This is a genomic window from Syntrophales bacterium (assembly GCA_023228425.1).
Lineage (GTDB): Bacteria > Desulfobacterota > Syntrophia > Syntrophales > UBA2210 > MLS-D.
Window position 1 is genome coordinate 31,353 of sequence record JALOBE010000001.1, and the last position, 16,371, is coordinate 47,723.

At 55.7% G+C, this 16,371-nt stretch carries 11 protein-coding genes and 1 pseudogene; 9 read left to right on the forward strand and 3 right to left on the reverse strand.

Translation table 11 applies throughout. The features are described 5' to 3' along the window. Positions 1 to 13: 13 nt before the first annotated feature. The 3 genes from cysS (at position 14) to M0Q23_00175 (ending at position 3,931) form a co-directional block, all read left to right on the forward strand. A complete protein-coding gene (gene cysS, locus M0Q23_00165; GenBank protein MCK9527062.1) occupies positions 14 to 2,347 on the forward strand; it encodes a cysteine--tRNA ligase in 2,334 nt (777 codons plus the stop codon). Positions 2,348 to 2,498: 151 nt separating this feature from the next. Further along, on the forward strand, positions 2,499 to 3,347 hold the full coding sequence (locus M0Q23_00170; GenBank protein MCK9527063.1) for an A/G-specific adenine glycosylase: 849 nt from the start codon (positions 2,499 to 2,501) through the stop codon (positions 3,345 to 3,347). Positions 3,348 to 3,364: 17 nt separating this feature from the next. Continuing rightward, positions 3,365 to 3,931: a cob(I)yrinic acid a,c-diamide adenosyltransferase gene (locus M0Q23_00175; protein MCK9527064.1), complete on the forward strand. Its 567-nt coding sequence runs from the start codon at positions 3,365 to 3,367 to the stop codon at positions 3,929 to 3,931. A gap of 153 nt (positions 3,932 to 4,084) precedes the next feature. On the opposite strand, the gene M0Q23_00180 is transcribed toward M0Q23_00175, so the two are convergent. The 3 genes from M0Q23_00180 to M0Q23_00190 all read right to left on the reverse strand — a co-directional run bounded on the left by M0Q23_00180 (position 4,085) and on the right by M0Q23_00190 (position 6,345). Beyond that, entirely contained in the window at positions 4,085 to 4,741 is a 657-nt protein-coding gene (locus M0Q23_00180; GenBank protein ID MCK9527065.1) for an endonuclease III, read from the reverse strand. Positions 4,742 to 4,928: 187 nt separating this feature from the next. Next, positions 4,929 to 5,765, reverse strand: a complete 837-nt coding sequence (locus tag M0Q23_00185) for a formate dehydrogenase accessory protein FdhE (protein MCK9527066.1) — start codon at positions 5,763 to 5,765, stop codon at positions 4,929 to 4,931. A 241-nt stretch (positions 5,766 to 6,006) separates the two neighbouring features. Then, positions 6,007 to 6,345: a LysR family transcriptional regulator gene (locus M0Q23_00190; GenBank protein MCK9527067.1), complete on the reverse strand. Its 339-nt coding sequence runs from the start codon at positions 6,343 to 6,345 to the stop codon at positions 6,007 to 6,009. A gap of 217 nt (positions 6,346 to 6,562) precedes the next feature. On the opposite strand from M0Q23_00190, the gene fdnG reads away from it, so the two are divergent. The 6 genes and pseudogenes from fdnG (at position 6,563) to M0Q23_00220 (ending at position 16,346) form a co-directional block, all read left to right on the forward strand. Next, positions 6,563 to 9,610 carry a formate dehydrogenase-N subunit alpha gene (gene fdnG, locus M0Q23_00195; GenBank protein MCK9527068.1) on the forward strand — a complete coding sequence of 1,016 codons (3,048 nt, stop codon included), beginning with the start codon at positions 6,563 to 6,565 and terminating at the stop codon, positions 9,608 to 9,610. A 13-nt stretch (positions 9,611 to 9,623) separates the two neighbouring features. Continuing rightward, positions 9,624 to 10,427, forward strand: a complete 804-nt coding sequence (locus M0Q23_00200) for a 4Fe-4S dicluster domain-containing protein (protein ID MCK9527069.1) — start codon at positions 9,624 to 9,626, stop codon at positions 10,425 to 10,427. Between the two features lie 2 nt (positions 10,428 to 10,429). Further along, positions 10,430 to 11,110 carry a formate dehydrogenase subunit gamma gene (locus M0Q23_00205; protein MCK9527070.1) on the forward strand — a complete coding sequence of 227 codons (681 nt, stop codon included), beginning with the start codon at positions 10,430 to 10,432 and terminating at the stop codon, positions 11,108 to 11,110. A 113-nt stretch (positions 11,111 to 11,223) separates the two neighbouring features. Then, positions 11,224 to 12,111 (forward strand): formate dehydrogenase accessory protein FdhE, encoded by an 888-nt coding sequence (locus M0Q23_00210; protein ID MCK9527071.1) that lies wholly within the window; start codon positions 11,224 to 11,226, stop codon positions 12,109 to 12,111. An 86-nt stretch (positions 12,112 to 12,197) separates the two neighbouring features. After that, positions 12,198 to 14,291, forward strand: coding sequence for a molybdopterin-dependent oxidoreductase (locus tag M0Q23_00215; GenBank protein ID MCK9527072.1), 2,094 nt, complete (start codon positions 12,198 to 12,200; stop codon positions 14,289 to 14,291). A 12-nt stretch (positions 14,292 to 14,303) separates the two neighbouring features. Then, positions 14,304 to 16,346 (forward strand): annotated as a pseudogene (locus tag M0Q23_00220) (molybdopterin-dependent oxidoreductase). Positions 16,347 to 16,371: the final 25 nt, after the last annotated feature.

Sequence of the window (16,371 nt, forward strand, 5' to 3'; positions counted from 1 at the left end):
AGTATGACAACACATGACAACGGACCATCAATCACAGCCTGATCGCCATGAATCGATTCTTGATCTTATCGGCAACACTCCCATCGTCCGTATCACCACCCTCAATACCGCGGATAACGTAACCATCTACGGCAAGCTGGAAGGAATGAACCCCGGGGGGTCCGTCAAGGACCGGATCGCCCTTTCCATGATCGAAGCGGCGGAACGAACAGGAGACCTGGCACCCGGAAAAATCATCATAGAGGCCACAAGCGGAAATACGGGAATCGGTCTCGCCCTCGTGGCAGCGGCGAAGGGATACCGGATCATCCTTGCCATGTCGGAAGCGGCAAGCGAAGAACGGAAAAAAATCCTGAAAGCCCTGGGTGCCGAGTTGCTCCTGACGCCGGCACACCTTGGAACAGACGGGGCCATCGAGATGGTTTACGAGATGGTCCGGCAGAAGCCTGACAGCTACTTCGCCCCGGACCAGTTCAACAACGAAAACAATGTATTGGCACATTACCACGGTACCGCCGAAGAAATATGGCGCCAGACCGGCGGGATGGTGACGGTCGTAGTGGGGACCTTGGGAACATCAGGCACCATGATGGGCATCTCCAGGCGGCTCAAGGAATACAACCCCGCTATCCGGATCATCGGTGTCGAACCCTTTCTGAATCACAGGATCCAGGGCCTGAAAAACATGAAAGAGTCGTATCGGCCCGGCATTTTCGACCGTTCCGCCCTGGATGAAACAGTCAACGTCACCGATGAAGACGCTTTTGCCATGGCGAGGAAGCTCGCCGTGGTGGAGGGAATCATGGCGGGCATGAGTTCCGGAGCCGCCATGCATGTTGCTCTGGAAAAAGCACGGACCCTGAGGGAAGGCGTCATGGTAGTCATCCTGCCCGATAACGCGGAGCGGTATCTCAGCACTGAACTCTTCGCCGACAAGGAAGAGACGACTCTTGCCCTGTTCAACACCGCCGGCCGGGCGAAGGAATTCTTCAAACCCATCAGCCCCGATCGCGTTCTCATGCACTCCTGCGGACCCTCCGTCCATGACGTCCCGCACATCGGAACCCACCGCCGATTCGTCATCGGCGACATGCTCGCACGGTACCTGGCCTTGAAAGGGTTAACAGTGCACCACGAAATCAACATCATCGACATGGCCGACAATTCCGTCGCGAAAGCAGGCGAGGCGGGAATGAACCTGGAAAGCTATACGGATCAGCATGTTCGGTCGTTTTTGAGGGATATGAACACCCTCAACATGAGTGACGACATTCTCTATCCCCGGGCAAGCCGGAACGTCGATGCCATGATCGATCTTACCCAGAAACTGGTGGAAAAGGGCTATGCCTATGAGAAGCTGCGATCTGTCTATTTCGATATATCGAGGCTGGAAAACTACGGCCGGCTTTCGGGGATAGATCTCGGCCGGGTCCGCCACCGCAAGACAATCGACGATGATGATTACGAAAAAGACAGCCCCGTGGACTTTACACTCTTCAAGCGATCCACCCTGGATGAGCTGAAGCGTGGAATATTCTTCAAGACGCGATGGGGGAGCGTACGGCCGGGATGGCACCTTGAATGCGCCGCCATTTCCCGGAAACACCTGGGGGAAACCTTCGATATTCATCTCTCGGGAACGGACATAATCTTTCCCCATTGCGAAAATGTCATGGCCATCGGTATGGCAGCCAATGGTTCAAGCCCGGCGCGCTTCTGGCTGAACGCCGAACTGGTCATGAGGGACGGCAAAAAGATGTCCCGCTCCCTGTCGAACACCTTTACCGTGGAAGACCTCCTGGCCCGGGGATACGGGGGAAAGGAGATCCGTTACTTTCTCCTCAGTTCCCACTACCGGAAGCCCCTGAACTTTTCCTTCGAGTCCCTCGACACGGCGGCAGGGTCGGTGAGGAGGATCAACAATTTCATACAGCGGCTGCAGGAACGCGCCCCCGGGAAAGGATCGGGAGACATATACCAGCAGGTCTACGACGCGAGACAGGCCTTCATGTCTTTGATGGACGACGACCTGAACATATCGGGAGCCCTGGCCACCCTCTTTACCTTTATCAAGTCCGTCAACAAACCTCTCTCGGAGGGTACCCTTGACGAGGGCGAAGGGAACGCCGTTCTCGACGTCATGAAGGTTATCGACGCCGTTCTCGGCATCATGAACTTCGAAACACATCGCCCGGGGGCTGATATCGATGACCTCATGGCCGCAAGAAGCCGGGCACGGGCGCGGGGAGACTGGTCCGAAGCCGACAGAATCCGCGATGAACTGGCCGGTCGGGGTATTCTACTCCACGACACCGCCGATGGAACCCGGTGGACACTCAAAAACTGACGGATTGAAACCTCTGAAAGACTGGTATACGGTTACAAGATCTTCGCAGACTCTCTGGTGTGTCATTTCGACCGTTCCCTCCGTCATTCAGACCGCAGGGAGAAACGTATGGCGGCACAAAACAGAAAAGTCCTTCGGGCGCACCGACTCCATGAGCATTGTACCCCCCGTTGACACCCGGAAAGTGAAGGCCTTCAGACGAATGATCAACGGCTATTACAACCTGCACGGCCGCGATCTTCCCTGGAGAAAGACCACGGATCCTTACCGCATCCTCGTCTCCGAGGTAATGCTCCAGCAGACCCAGGTATCCAGGGTGATCCCGAAGTACGACCGTTTCATGGTCCGCTTTCCCCATGTCGCGAGCCTGGCCCTGGCGCCTCTCGAGGATGTACTCGGCGCCTGGCAGGGTTTGGGCTATAACCGGCGGGCACTGTCCCTGAAGCGGGCGGCGGAGATCATTGTCGAGCGTCACGACGGAGCGGTACCGGAGGATGAAGAGTCTCTTGACGCACTGCCGGGCATCGGAAGGGCCACGGCACGCTCCATCCAGGTTTTCGCCTTCAACAGACCCGTTATTCTTATAGAAACCAATATCCGGGCAGTGTTTTTACACTATTTTTTTAAAGGCCGTGAAAAGGTTTCCGACACTGAGCTGGAGCCCGTCGCAGAAGCAATGCTGGATCGGGACAACCCGCGCCGCTGGTACAACGGGCTCATGGATTATGGAACCTGCCTGAAAAAAGCCTTTCCCAATCCGGCCCGGGCAAGTGCCCACCACACGGTTCAGGCCCCCTTCCAGGGCTCCCTGCGCCAGGTGCGTGGCGCCGTTCTGCGCCTGCTGCTGAATGGCGGCGTCGCAGCCGAGGACGACCTGCCGGAACGGCTCGGATTCGAGGCATCGCGGATCCGCGATGCCCTTTCACAGCTCGAAAAGGACGGCCTTGTTTTACGGGAAGGGTCCCGGGTATCCATCCCGGGCGGAAAAAACTCTCTATAAAAAAGGGATGGGGCACCATGAAACTATACACGAAGCGGGGGGACACGGGTGTGACTGATCTTCCCGGTGACAAAGGAATTCCCAAAGATGATCCCCGGCTCGAGGCCTGTGGAACCCTTGACGAACTCAATGCATACCTCGGCCTTCTTCACTCCCTGATCGATAACCCGGAAGACGGGGCGGGAAATGATCTTGCACGCATACAGGCTGAGGTAATGGACATTTCCACGGAAGCGGCATCCTCTGTTCCCCGGGACGAAGACAGTATCCGGGAGTTGTCCCGGGAAAGGGCCATCGCGCTGCTGGAGGCTGCTATAGACCGTATGGATGCCTCGCTTCCCCGGCTGAAAGGATTCATTGTTCCCGGAGGCACTCCCGGCGCATCAGCGGCCCACGTGGCCCGAACAGTCTGCCGCCGAGCGGAACGCCGCCTGGTACGCATCTCCCGGGATTCCCCAAACGAGAGGCGGCACCGGGAGATCGCGGCCTCTCTCGCCTACATGAACCGGCTGTCGGACTATCTCTTTGCCCTGGCCCGGTATCTCAACAGCATCGGCGGAACCGGCGACAGAACAATCGTCTAGCACCGTGTCAGGCTGAATTGTTTCCTCGTACAGCGCGGTCGAGCGGTTCACGCGGCGGGTTTTCATCCGAAGGATTGACGAACCCATAAAAAGTCCGAAAAACGTCTGATAGAGGACGGCTTTGTAGAAAGCTCCGCAGCACCGTTTTGCTCATCAGCGGCTGATCCTGACTCCGACCCTGTCGCAATAGTCCCGGACCGGGCAGGAGCTGCACAGCGGCGACACGGGCCGGCAGATCGACTTTCCGAAGGCGATTATCAGGCCGTTGAAATCAATCCAGTATCTCCGGGGGAGCTTCTTTCGCAGGGCGGCCTCGGTTGCATCGGGGTTGGCCGCGGCAACGTATCCAAGACGGTTCGATACGCGATGCACATGGGTGTCCACGCAGAGAGCGGGACGACCGTATCCCATGGAAACGACGAGATTTGCCGTCTTTCTTCCCACCCCCTTGAGACTCAACAGCTCGTCGATGTCCGATGGAACTCTGGAGGAAAAACGATCGATCAGTTCCCGGGAAACGGAAATGATTGTCTGTGCTTTCCTCCGATAGAACCCAACGGGATAAATAGCGGCCCTGATGACGTCCTCGGAGAGGCGCACCATTTCTTCCGGTGTCGAGGCCAGCTCGAAAAGCCGCTCATCGGCACGGCGGGTCACTTCATCTTTGGTGCGAAGACTGAGGAGTGTCGAAATCAGGATGCGGTACGGGTCGGGGGACGTTCTCCGGCCGGCTGCGATCATGGGAAGACGCTCGGTCTTCACGGCGCCCTTTATGAGGGCGATGACACGGGCTATGTCCTGATCCTTCATATCCCATAGTTCCCTGAACCGCATTCACAGCAAGCACACCCGGACAACCCGGTGTTACCATCGCGGCGGATTCGTCCTCCGACTTCCCGAGGAACACCTGCCTCCTGAAGAATGACGGGCCGTAACTCTTCCACGGCGATCCCGGAGAATGACGCGTTCCACTTACCGGCTGCATCTGCCGATACCGTCAGTCGTAGCCCTCATCGTTCGCCAGTATATCCAGATGGAGCGTCGCTATGTCCTCGATGTCCAGGTTAGCGTCTTCATTGGTATTTCTGAAATCAATGGTTTTGATGTAGCGGTTGCATTCATTGCAGACATCGACCCGGTACTTTTCCTCGTCCTCAACAGTGAAGTAGGCCAGCGACTGTTGGTCCTCGTTGGCACAGAAGGGACATTTGAGACGGGGGAAGCGCCATTGAATGCCGCACTGCCCGCAGAAGAGATACTTTTCGCCCTCTTCATGCCTCAGCTCACAGATTTTCGGCTCCCGTCCGCAGATGGGACAGAACCCCTCGGCCCACCGCGAGGCTTCAATAAGTGAACCGTACTTTTCCGCCAGGATCTCCAGGGACGGTCGAAGGCTTTCTTCCACAAGAAATCCGAGAAGATCAAAAAACTCGTCATCATCTTCTTCCATGGTTTCTTCAACGGTGCCGGAGTCAAAGGACTCGCGAATCATTGTGAGGAAATCGAAGGTGCCTCCCTCCATGTCAAGACGTATCCGCCGGGCCTCTCCTCCCAGTTCCCGTTTTTCCGCGAGGTCAAGAAGAGCGAGAAAATACCTCTGAGCATCCTTGGCATCGATATCGCCGGCGGCGAAATCGACAAGGGGCATGCCGCATTCCAGTTTCTTCCCGACCAGGCTTTTCTCGATCGTGTAAATGTCTTCTGTGATTTTCCTGCGGAACTCTTCCCTCAAAATAAGAATATCTCCCAGAATATCAAGCAGTTCCTCGTAGTGAGGGTTCGCGATTTTATAGCGCTCGATAGTCTGCAGCGAATTGTTGAGCTTCTGTGCCATTATGCCGCCACCTCGGTTGTTTCTTTCCTTATCCGGTCCCCTATATCCGTATTCCCTACCAAGTTCAAGGATTTCTTTTCCTTGCTTTCCGGGTGTATCGGATGAATGTCCTCATTGTATTGAACGGTATGTTTCCTGATGATATGGGGTACGCCGCGGTGACGAAGGAGGGAGTCAAATCATGCCTCCGGTACCATGGTACGACACCGTCGTGGTCGGTCAGGAATACAGGCCCGGTTCATCACGTCTTTTCCTCGAAAAGCATATGAAAATCGGCCTCGGCATCTGCCAGCAGGGTTTCGACGTCTTTTTCGAGTTTTTCAAACCGGTCGATGATAGCCCGGGTTTGCTCCATCAGTTCCAGGGATTTTCTCCCCTCGCCCGACCGGACCAGCTCGATGCCCATGCGTTCCTGGGAAGCCTTCAGGCGGCCCCAGGCGGCCCGATAGGACATGCCCAGCTTCTTTGCCGCCGCGTTGAGGCTTTTCTCTTCGTCAAGGGCCTTCAATATATCGTCCCGCCCCCGGCCGAAGAGAACCTTGTCGTCTCTTTCTATCCAGATCTTGTACCTGATTTTCATTATCGCCCGAATTCTTTCACTCCCGTTGATTGTGGTTATAGGAACGAGTAACGGCACTTGTCAACGTTTTTGTATGTACCCGCCCAGGAAACCGTCAATCCTTACGAATAGTCATCGCGCTATCGGCGTCATGGACTATGTTTTTATAAACAGATTGACTTTTCCAGATATCCTCTTTATCTATCCCATACAAGACATATACTGGAGGAGGAGTCGGATGGACATTACCAGACGAGGATTTTTGGCGCTCACCGGCGCGGTCGGTTCCGGCGTGGCCTTTTCGACACTCGGCATCGACATACGGCCCGTTGAGGCTTACGCCGATGAGTTGGACAAAATGAACCGGATCAGAAAGGCCCGGCAAGTCAGCACCATCTGCTGTTACTGCTCCGTCGGGTGCGGCCTGATCTGCAGCGTCGACACGATTACGGGGAAAATCATCAACATTGAAGGCGACGCTGATCATCCTATCAACGAAGGATCCCTCTGTGCCAAGGGAGCGGGCTTTTTCGACCTTACCGAGGCCAACAAGCACCGCCTCACCAAGGTCCTCTATCGCAAACCCTATGGAACGGAATGGGAAGAAAAGGACTGGGACTTCGCCATTTCCCGGATAGCCCGCCTGGTCAAGGACACACGCGACAAAGAATTTATAACGAGAAATGACAGGGGCGATCTGGTCAACCGCTGTGAGTCGATCGGCCACTACGGCAGTTCCAACGTGGATAACGAAGAGTGCTGGATCATGAGCGTCCGCTCAAGAGCGCTGGGTCTTGTATATATAGACCATCAGGCCAGGGTCTGACACAGTCCCTCTGTAGCGGCTCTGGCAGAGTCGTTCGGACGCGGTTCCATGACGAACCACTATTGCGATTTACAGAATGCCGATGTCATTCTGATTATGGGCAGCAACGCCGCCGAGCATCATCCCATCGCCTTTAAATGGATCCTGAGAGCGAAGGAAAAAGGCGCACGGATCATTCACGTGGATCCTCGCTACACCCGTACGTCCGCCCGCTGCGACTATCACGTGCCGCTTCGTTCCGGTACGGATATCGCCTTTCTGGGCGGCATGATCAATTATATTTTTGAAAACGACACGTATTTCAAAGAATATGTTGAACATTACACAAACGCCTCATTCATCGTAAACAGCGGTTTCTCCTTCGATGACGGCCTCTTCTCCGGCTACGACGCCGGCAAGCGCTCATACAACAAGGATACGTGGACATTTGAACTCGATGCTGACGGGATTCCCCGGCGTGACATGTCGCTTGAGCATCCCCGTTCGGTATTCCAGCTTCTGAAAAAGCATTATTCCCGGTACACGCTCGATAAGGTCTCCAGCATTACAGGGGTTTCGAAGGAAAACCTTCTCAGGGTTTATGAGGAATACAGCGCTACCGGCGTACCGGACAAGGCGGGCACTGAGTGCTACGCGCTGGGATGGACGCATCATACCGTGGGAAGCCAGAACATCCGCACCATGTCCATCATTCAGCTTCTGCTGGGCAACATGGGGATTGCCGGAGGAGGCATCAACGCCCTGCGCGGCGAGCCCAATGTTCAGGGATCGACGGATCATTGCATCCTTTACGGTAACCTGCCCGGTTATCTGAAGATCCCTACTGCGTCACTGAGGACACTGGACACGTATCTGGAAAAATGCACGCCTACGTCGAAAGACCCGCAGTCGGCCAATTACTACACGAATTATCCAAAGTTCTTTGTCAGCTTCCTCAAGGCTCTCTGGGGGGACAGTGCGACAAAAGAAAATGATTTCGGCTACAACTGGCTCCCCAAGATAGACGATGGCAAGCATTATTCGACGTTGCACATGTTCGACAAGATGTATGAGGGGAAAATCAAGGGATACTTCTGCGTCGGTGCCGACACGGCCATGAGCACGCCCAATACCGGTAAAGTCCGAAAAGCTATGGAAAATCTGGATTGGCTGGTCGGCGAAAACATTTTCAATAATGAGACCTATGAATTCTGGCGCGGTCCGGGCGTCGATCCCACAAAGATCAAAACGGAATGTTTCCTTCTTCCCGCTTCTGCCTCGATGGAAAAGGACGGCTCACAGAGCAACTCCGGCCGCTGGGTGCAGTGGAAATACAAGGCTGCCGAGGCTCCCGGAGACGCTCTTCCCGTCGGCGAGATTGAAATCAAGATCATGGCAGCGATCAAGAAGCTCTACGAGAAGGAAGGCGGTCCCAACGCTGAACCCATCGTGAATCTCGAATGGGATTATCTGGACGGCAACGGGCACATGGATGTCTTGAAGGTGTCCCATCACATCAACGGCCGTTTCACGGGCAATACGGTTGCCGGCGGAACTTCCTACGCGAAAGGGACCCTGGTTCCCGGGTTCGGCTTGCTCGCGGACGACGGTTCGACGGCCTGCGGCAACTGGGTCATGTCCGGCAGCTTTACCGCAGACGGCGGCAATAAAATGCAATCCAGGGGCAAGGAAGATCCAACGGGGCTGGGTTTGTTCCCTGACTGGTCCTTTGCCTGGCCGGTAAACCGCAGGATTATTTACAACCGCGCGTCCTGCGATATACATGGCAAACCTTACAATCCCAAGCGTAAGCTTCTGGAGTGGACAGGCGACAGGTGGGTCGGCGACGTGCCGGATGGCCCCTGGCCGCCCATGGCAGATAAAGAGCGGGGGAAATACCCCTTCATTATGACTCGGGACGGCTTGGGGCAGTTGTTTGGACCGGGCATGGCCGAAGGCCCCTTTCCTGAACACTATGAGCCTCTGGAAGGGCCCCTGGCGAAAAACCCCATGTCGTCACAACTCAGCAATCCGGTCACTGAAATCTTCACCAGCGACATGGATACAGTAGCCAACGCCAGTGAAAAATATCCCTACGTCTGCACCACCTATTCCTGTACCGAACACTGGTGTACAGGCGCCCTGACCCGCTGGCAGGCATGGCTCCTGGAAGCGATGCCGGAACTTTACGTGGAGATCGGTGAACAACTGGCCAGGGAAAAAGGCATCAAGAACGGCCAGCGTGTCAAAGTGACATCAATTCGTGGCGAAGCACCCTGCGTTGCCATGGTAACGAAGCGCTTCAAGCCTTTCCTGGTGGAGGGAAGAACAATTCACCAGGTCGGCCTTCCCTTCAATTATGGATGGCTCTTCCCTAAAGACGGCGGAGACAGCACCAATTTCCTGACACCAACTGTTGGCGACGCGAACACCTTCTGTCCTGAATACAAGGCGTTCATGGTCAACGTAGAGAAGGCATAGGAGGGATGCGGCCATGACAACAAAACGTGAACTGGTCAAGCTGATCGACACCACCCTGTGCACAGCCTGCCGGGGCTGCCAGGTGGCCTGCAAGCAGTGGAATGAGATGCCCGGATTGAGAACCAGGCAGTGGGGAAGCTACCAGAATCCTCCCGATCTGGCATGGAATACCTGGACTCTTATCCGGTTTCAGGAATATGAAGCCCCAAACGGTGATTTCGAGTGGATATTCCGCAAGGACGGATGCATGCACTGCACCGACGCGGGCTGCGTGAAGGTCTGTCCCAGCGGAGCCCTTTACAAGACAAAGTACGGGGCCGTTGCGTTTGACGGCAACAAGTGCATCGGCTGCAAGGAATGCATCTACGGTTGTCCCTTCGACGTGCCCCGCTACGACCCGAATACGGACAAAATCACGAAATGCGATCTCTGTTACAGCCGTATACGGGCAGGGCAGGCGCCCGCCTGTGTCAAGTCCTGTCCCACGGGCGCGCTTACCATCGGCTGGAAAGATGAAATGATCAAAAAGGCTTACGCCCGGGTCAAGGAACTGGGCGGCGACGCGAACGTGTACGGAGACACGCTCCTTGATGGAACTCATGTCATCTATGTGCTGCGGTACAAGCCGTCCGTGTATGACAATCTTCCGGTACGTCCGCGGATTCCCCTTTCCGCCATTGCCTGGAAAGACCTGTTCAAGCCTCTCACGCTGCTGGCAGCGGGCGGTGTTCTGGCAGGCACCTTCCTCCACTACATAACCAAGGGGCCCAAGGACACCGGCGGCGACGACAAGGCCGGTCGGGAAGGAGGAGAATAGCCATGATTCCCAAAAAAGGAATGATTAAAGTATCGGACTCCTTTGAGCGTATTGTGCACTGGTGGCTTGCCGCCACCTGCATTGTCCTCATCATCAGCGGTTTGGGGATGATGTTTCATTCTTTCAATTTCATCGGCATCCCCGTGGGAGGGTTGAAGAATCTGAAGCTGATTCACAATTTCACGGGTCTGCTGTTTGCCCCGGCGCTTTTTTTCGCCATTTTGATCTGGTGGCGTGAGGCGGGGATTTTCAAGCTTCCCGAGGATCTCGAGTGGATGATGGTAGCCGGCGGTTACCTGTGGCACGTTGACACGGTTCCCGAGACGGGCAAGTACAATCCCGGGCAGAAGGCTTTTTTCCTTGCCGTGGCGCTTTTCGGGATTCTGATGGTCATCACCGGCCTCATCATGTGGTTTCCGCTGGCTCTGCCCCGCGCCCTGGTGCAGTGGATGTATCCCCTGCACGCGCTGGGTATGCTGGCGATCTTTCCCTTCGTGCTGGTCCACATCTACCTGGGCACCATCGGCGTTCCGGGCTCGGCCCAGGCAATTTTCACAGGCTACGTGACCCGCTCCTGGGCAGAGAAGCAGTGCCCGGGTTGGCTGAAGGAAATGGAGCACAAGGGAACACTGGAAATCTACGGCGAAGAGAAACAAACCGCCGAACACGGACACCACGGTTGACAAACCGCATCACAAATGATCATATATCGGCCGGAAACGGAGGGACGGCTCGCGCGACTTGAGCGCGGGCTCCATCCGCCTTCGGTGCCGAAAGAAAAGGAACGTTCCCGGACATGGGGAAACATACAGCTGAAGCGGCGGCAATCGATGCCGTCGTTGATCATGCCATTGAACAGAACCCGCACAGCTCCAGCCTTCTGGAAGCCTTCCGGCCGGTCATACGGCAACAGCGATTCCTGGTCGAGTCTTTGCCCCTGCCAAAGCTCGATTATTCTACAATCGACAAAGATCGTATGAAATCGGGAGTCCCCGTGACCAGGCAGATCAATCTGCTGTCCACCGACGATCCGGTCAAAGAGGCGACCCTGTGTATCGCACCTGCCGTCTCACAGGGCTTCCCCTCGCTGACAGAGGGAATCGAGACGTTTACATATCTGGTCGAGGGGGGCGTTATCGACCCCGCCGACTATTTCCGCACCAACACGAACGATACAACAAACAGCGCGGCGGCTGCCTGGGAGCAGGAACATGCTCTGGATCAGGAACTGTCCTTGTTCCTGATGAACCTTGTGTCCCGGATCATTCTGGAAAAGCGCGCGGGGGAAATTGAGGCGGACATGGACCGATTGCCCTGGGAAAAGGGCTATTGTCCCATCTGCGGAGCTTTTCCCTCAATCGCCCTTATAGAGGAAGAAGGAGGCCGTCGTTTTCTGCATTGCAGTTCCTGCGGCCATGACTGGTCTTTCACCCGGGTGGCCTGTCCCTATTGTGAGCACCGGACACCGCAGGGCATGCATTATTTTTTTATCGAGGGTGCTCCGCAGGAATCGGCATTTATATGTGAACGGTGCAACAAATATCTGGTTACGTTGCATCGTGTGGGCAACATCCTCGATCGCGACATGGAGGTTTCAGCCATCAGCCTGGCACATCTGGACATTCTCATGCGGCGCAAGGGATACGAACCGATGAGCTGCTGCCCCTGGAACACCATTGATTAGTCGCCGCATTGAACCATGATGTCACATATGGTTGCCGGATACCCACACATCGCTGCCGGCCTATAGAATCGAAAGGTGGTTCGCTCATGAAGGATGACCTTCGTTGGAAAAAAACTCACTGTGCCCGGATGGACCACGGTGGTTGCGGCCTTCTGGTCGGCGTCCGGAACAACAGCATCGTCAGCATCAAGGGAGATCCCGATGGATATCTGAACAGGGGATATACCTGCTACAAGGGCCGGGTTTCGGCGGAACGACTCACGCATCCCAATCGCCTGAAGCAGCCCCTGAAGCGGGTTGGGGCCCGTGGAGAGGGAAAGTGGCAGGCTGTTTCCTGGGATCAGGCACTGGACGAGACGGTGGAAAACCTTGATCGCATCAGAGAAAAGCATGGGGCCCGCGCAGTCGGTTTCGGCGTCGGTATGCCGAAAGGCCTCGAACACTTCGTCCTCATCCGCCTGGCCAACATCTTCGGCTCACCGAATGTCATCGCTTCTCAGGATGTCTGCCACGCGCCGAGGGAAATCACAGGCGTCCACACCTGCGGCTTTTATCCCGTGGCGGATTTCCTCAACCCGACGAAGCTGATGTTCTTCTGGGGCAGCAACCTGGCGTCCACCAGCGAAGAGGGACAGATCTACAGCCAGGTGACGGGTCAACTCAAGGACGGCTCCCGTCTCATCGTCGTCGATCCCCGAAAAACCGAGTTGGCCGAAAAGGCCGATCTCTGGCTCCAGCTTCGTCCCGGCACCGCCCAGGCGCTGGCTTTGGGAATCATCAACGTGATCTGCGAAGAGATGCTTTACGATAAGTCATTTGTGGAAACATACACCCACGGGTTTGAAGAGTTAGCCCGGCAGGCCGCGCAGTATACGCCGGAAAAGGTGGCCGACATCACGTGGGTCCCGCCGGATCTCATCCGCCGGTCCGCCCGGATGTATGCCGAAGCGAAGCCCGCTGCGTTGCAGTGGGGAAACGCGATAGAACACGACATCAATGTCTTCGACGTGGCCCGTGCCTTATGCTGTCTGATGGCGATAACCGGCAACCTGGAGGTTCCGGGCGGCAACGTCAATGCCCGGGACCCCAACATTATGCGCCTGGGGCCCTTTGTCCGGGCCGACCTCATTCCGGACAAGCGCAAAGATATGGTCGGCACCTATCACGGGATCATTCCGAGACTCATGACCGTGGCCCCCGCCTTTTTCCGGAAAGCCGTCCTTGAAGACGTGCCCTACCCCATGCGCGGATATTACGGCATGTGCACCAATCCTATGGTGGCCTGGGCCGACAGCAGGACAACCCATGAAGCATTCAAGAAGCTCGAATTTTCCGCCGTAGCGGAAATTTTCATGACACCCACGGCCGCCATGGCGGACATTGTGTTTCCCGTGGCCCATCAATATGAAATGAACGACATCGGCCATTACGGAATCGGTCACGGAATGATTCTTGCGCGGCCCAAGGTGGTTGAACCTCCGCCGGAGTGCTGGCCCGACATAAAAATCATGAACGAGCTGGGCAAGCGGTTGTCTCCGCCGGAGCTGTGGCATGACGATCATGAGGAGTTTCTGGAAGATGTCCTCAGACCCTCGGGACTCACCTATGCTGAATTCGTCGAGAAGGGTTTCCTGAAGGGCCCCGCCGGAACCAGGTCCTACGAGGCAAAGGGCTTTTCCACTCCCACAGGCAAGGTGGAGCTGCTCTTGAGTACAGCTGAAAAATTCAGGCTCAAGCCCCTTCCGGAGTTTTCGGGACTCCCCGAAGAGGACGACCCGGACTATCCTCTCATTGTCATCAGCGCCAAAAGCCGCTATTATCTCCTCTCTTCCTACCGGTGGGTCGAAAAACTGCGTGAAAAACGGCCTCACCCGGTCGTGGAGATCCACCCCCATACGGCGGAACAGTACGGAATCAGCCATGGCGATGACGTGATCATCGAAACAAAATACGGATCCATTATTCAGAAAGCCCGAGTCACCGACATCATCCACCCTCGCGTGGTCAGCGCCGATCTTGGATGGTGGTTTCCCGAAGCCCCGCCTGAAACGCAGTACGACTGGAAGACATCGAATTTCAACATGCTGACTTCCATCGAAAAACTCGGGAAGGAATATGGGACGCCGAACATCAAAAACTTACCATGCCGGATACAGAAAAAAACTGACAAGGAACGATAGTGAGCTGCTTGTATGAAAGATACCTTTTCTCTGAATGGAAATGAGACTCCCTTCACGCCCGGGGAGACAATTCTTGATGCCGCCCGCAACAATGGCATCGAGATTCCTTCCCTCTGTTATCTTGAGGGGTGCGCGCCGAGCGGAGCATGCCGCGTCTGCGTCGTCGAAGTAGAAGGAGCCCGTTCTCTCGTGGCTTCCTGTTCAACTCCCGTTACACCGGGGATGGCTGTTTTAACCGACACCGACCGGGTGCATAGAGCCAGGAAGCTTGTCATCGAGCTCCTTCTGTCAAGTGGGAACCATAATTGCCTCACCTGCGAAGCCAATGGTAACTGCCGCCTCCAGGATCTGGCCTATTTCTATAAAATTGAAGGCCTGCGCTTTGATGAAAGGCAAGACACATACCCCACGGAAGCTGAAAACCCTTTCATCATCCGTGATTTCAGCCGGTGCATTCTTTGTGGCCGTTGTGTTCAAGCCTGCAATGAAATGGTAGTCAACCGCGCCATTTCCATGGGTTACAGGGGAAGCGACAGCAAAATTGTAACCGGAGGTGACCGGCCCTACCACGAAAGCGAATGCGTCTTCTGCGGTCAGTGCGTGGAAGTCTGTCCCGTCGGCGCGTTGAAGGAAAAAAAGGCAAGAGGAGCAGGTCGCCCCTGGGAAACGAAAAAAATTCGCACTACCTGCCCTTACTGTGGCGTCGGCTGCCAGCAATGGCTCCACGTGAAGGACGGAAAAATTATTAAGGTTTCCGCCGTTGAAGATGCAGAACCAAACAAGGGCCGACTCTGCGTAAAGGGCAGATTCGCTTATGACTTCATTTATTCCGGGGAACGTCTCACTTCACCGCTCATCAGAGAGGAAGACGGCTCTTTTCGAGAGGCTTCCTGGGACGAGGCACTTGGTCTGGTTGCGTCGAAATTCAAGGAAATCATTGATCGGGATGGGCCCGACGCCATCGCCGGCGTCAGTTGCGCCCGCAGTATAAACGAAGATTCCTACCAAATGCAGAAACTGTTTCGCGCGGTGATCGGCACCAACAATATCGATCATTGCGCCCGTACCTGACACGCCCCAACTGTCGCCGGTCTGGCGGCTTCATTCGGTTCGGGCGCGATGACCAACTCTTTTGCGGACTTCAGCAAGGCAAAAATGATCATGGTGGTAGGTTCCAACATGACGGAAGCTCACCCCGTTGCGGCTTCCCTGGTCAAACAAGCCGTTCTGTCAGGGGGGTCTCTTGTCGTCGTCGATCCCCGCCGCACTGATCTGGTCGACTTCGCTGAACTGCACGCACAGATTGCCGTTGGTTCGGATATCGCCTTCTTTAACGGAATCATGCACGTCCTGATAACCGAGGAACTGTATGACAGGGAGTATGTGGAGTCCCGAACGGAGGGTTTTGAAAAGCTCAAGGAAAAAGTGATGGAATATCCTCCTGAGCGGGCAGCCGAGATAAGCGGTGTTTCCGCTGATCTGATCCGCTCCATGGCTCGCAGGATCGCGTCCGTCAAGCCGGCAGCGCTCATGTATACCTTGGGCATCACGGAACATATATGCGGCGTCGACAACGTAAAAACTATGGCCAACCTGCAAATGCTGCTCGGCAACGTGGGGTTCCGGTGCGGCGGTGTGAATCCTCTGCGTGGCCAGAACAACGTTCAGGGGGCCTGTGACATGGGTGCCTTACCGAACGTGTTTCCAGGTTACCAGCCTGTCACAAGCGAGGAAGCACGCCGGAAGTTCGCTGACGCGTGGAATGTTCCGTCATTGCCTGACAAACCTGGAATAATGATGCCCACTATGCTTGAGAGTCTCCCCACGGGAGACATCAAGGCCTTCTATGTTTTTGGCGAAAACCTGGCCAATACCGAGCCGGACATCCGGCATGTCGAGCATTGTCTTGAATCTGCTGAATTTCTTGTCTGTCAGGACATTTTCCCAACGGAGACCACACGGTTCGCGCATGTTATTCTTCCGGCCGCCGCCTGGAGCGAGAATGATGGAACCTTCACCAATTCCGAGCGGCGGGTCAACCGGGTGCGGACAGCGAGCACTCCCCCCGGCATGTCCATGC

Bases quoted from the DNA above. Each gene is read 5' to 3' on its own strand.
- cysS (MCK9527062.1), top strand. From the start codon at position 14: ATGACAACGGACCATCAATCACAGCCTGATCGCCATGAATCGATTCTT.
- M0Q23_00170 (MCK9527063.1), top strand. From the start codon at position 2,499: ATGAGCATTGTACCCCCCGTTGACACCCGGAAAGTGAAGGCCTTCAGA.
- M0Q23_00175 (MCK9527064.1), top strand. From the start codon at position 3,365: ATGAAACTATACACGAAGCGGGGGGACACGGGTGTGACTGATCTTCCC.
- M0Q23_00180 (MCK9527065.1), bottom strand. From the start codon at position 4,741: ATGAAGGATCAGGACATAGCCCGTGTCATCGCCCTCATAAAGGGCGCC.
- M0Q23_00185 (MCK9527066.1), bottom strand. From the start codon at position 5,765: ATGGCACAGAAGCTCAACAATTCGCTGCAGACTATCGAGCGCTATAAA.
- M0Q23_00190 (MCK9527067.1), bottom strand. From the start codon at position 6,345: ATGAAAATCAGGTACAAGATCTGGATAGAAAGAGACGACAAGGTTCTC.
- M0Q23_00200 (MCK9527069.1), top strand. From the start codon at position 9,624: ATGACAACAAAACGTGAACTGGTCAAGCTGATCGACACCACCCTGTGC.
- M0Q23_00205 (MCK9527070.1), top strand. From the start codon at position 10,430: ATGATTCCCAAAAAAGGAATGATTAAAGTATCGGACTCCTTTGAGCGT.
- M0Q23_00210 (MCK9527071.1), top strand. From the start codon at position 11,224: ATGGGGAAACATACAGCTGAAGCGGCGGCAATCGATGCCGTCGTTGAT.
- M0Q23_00215 (MCK9527072.1), top strand. From the start codon at position 12,198: ATGAAGGATGACCTTCGTTGGAAAAAAACTCACTGTGCCCGGATGGAC.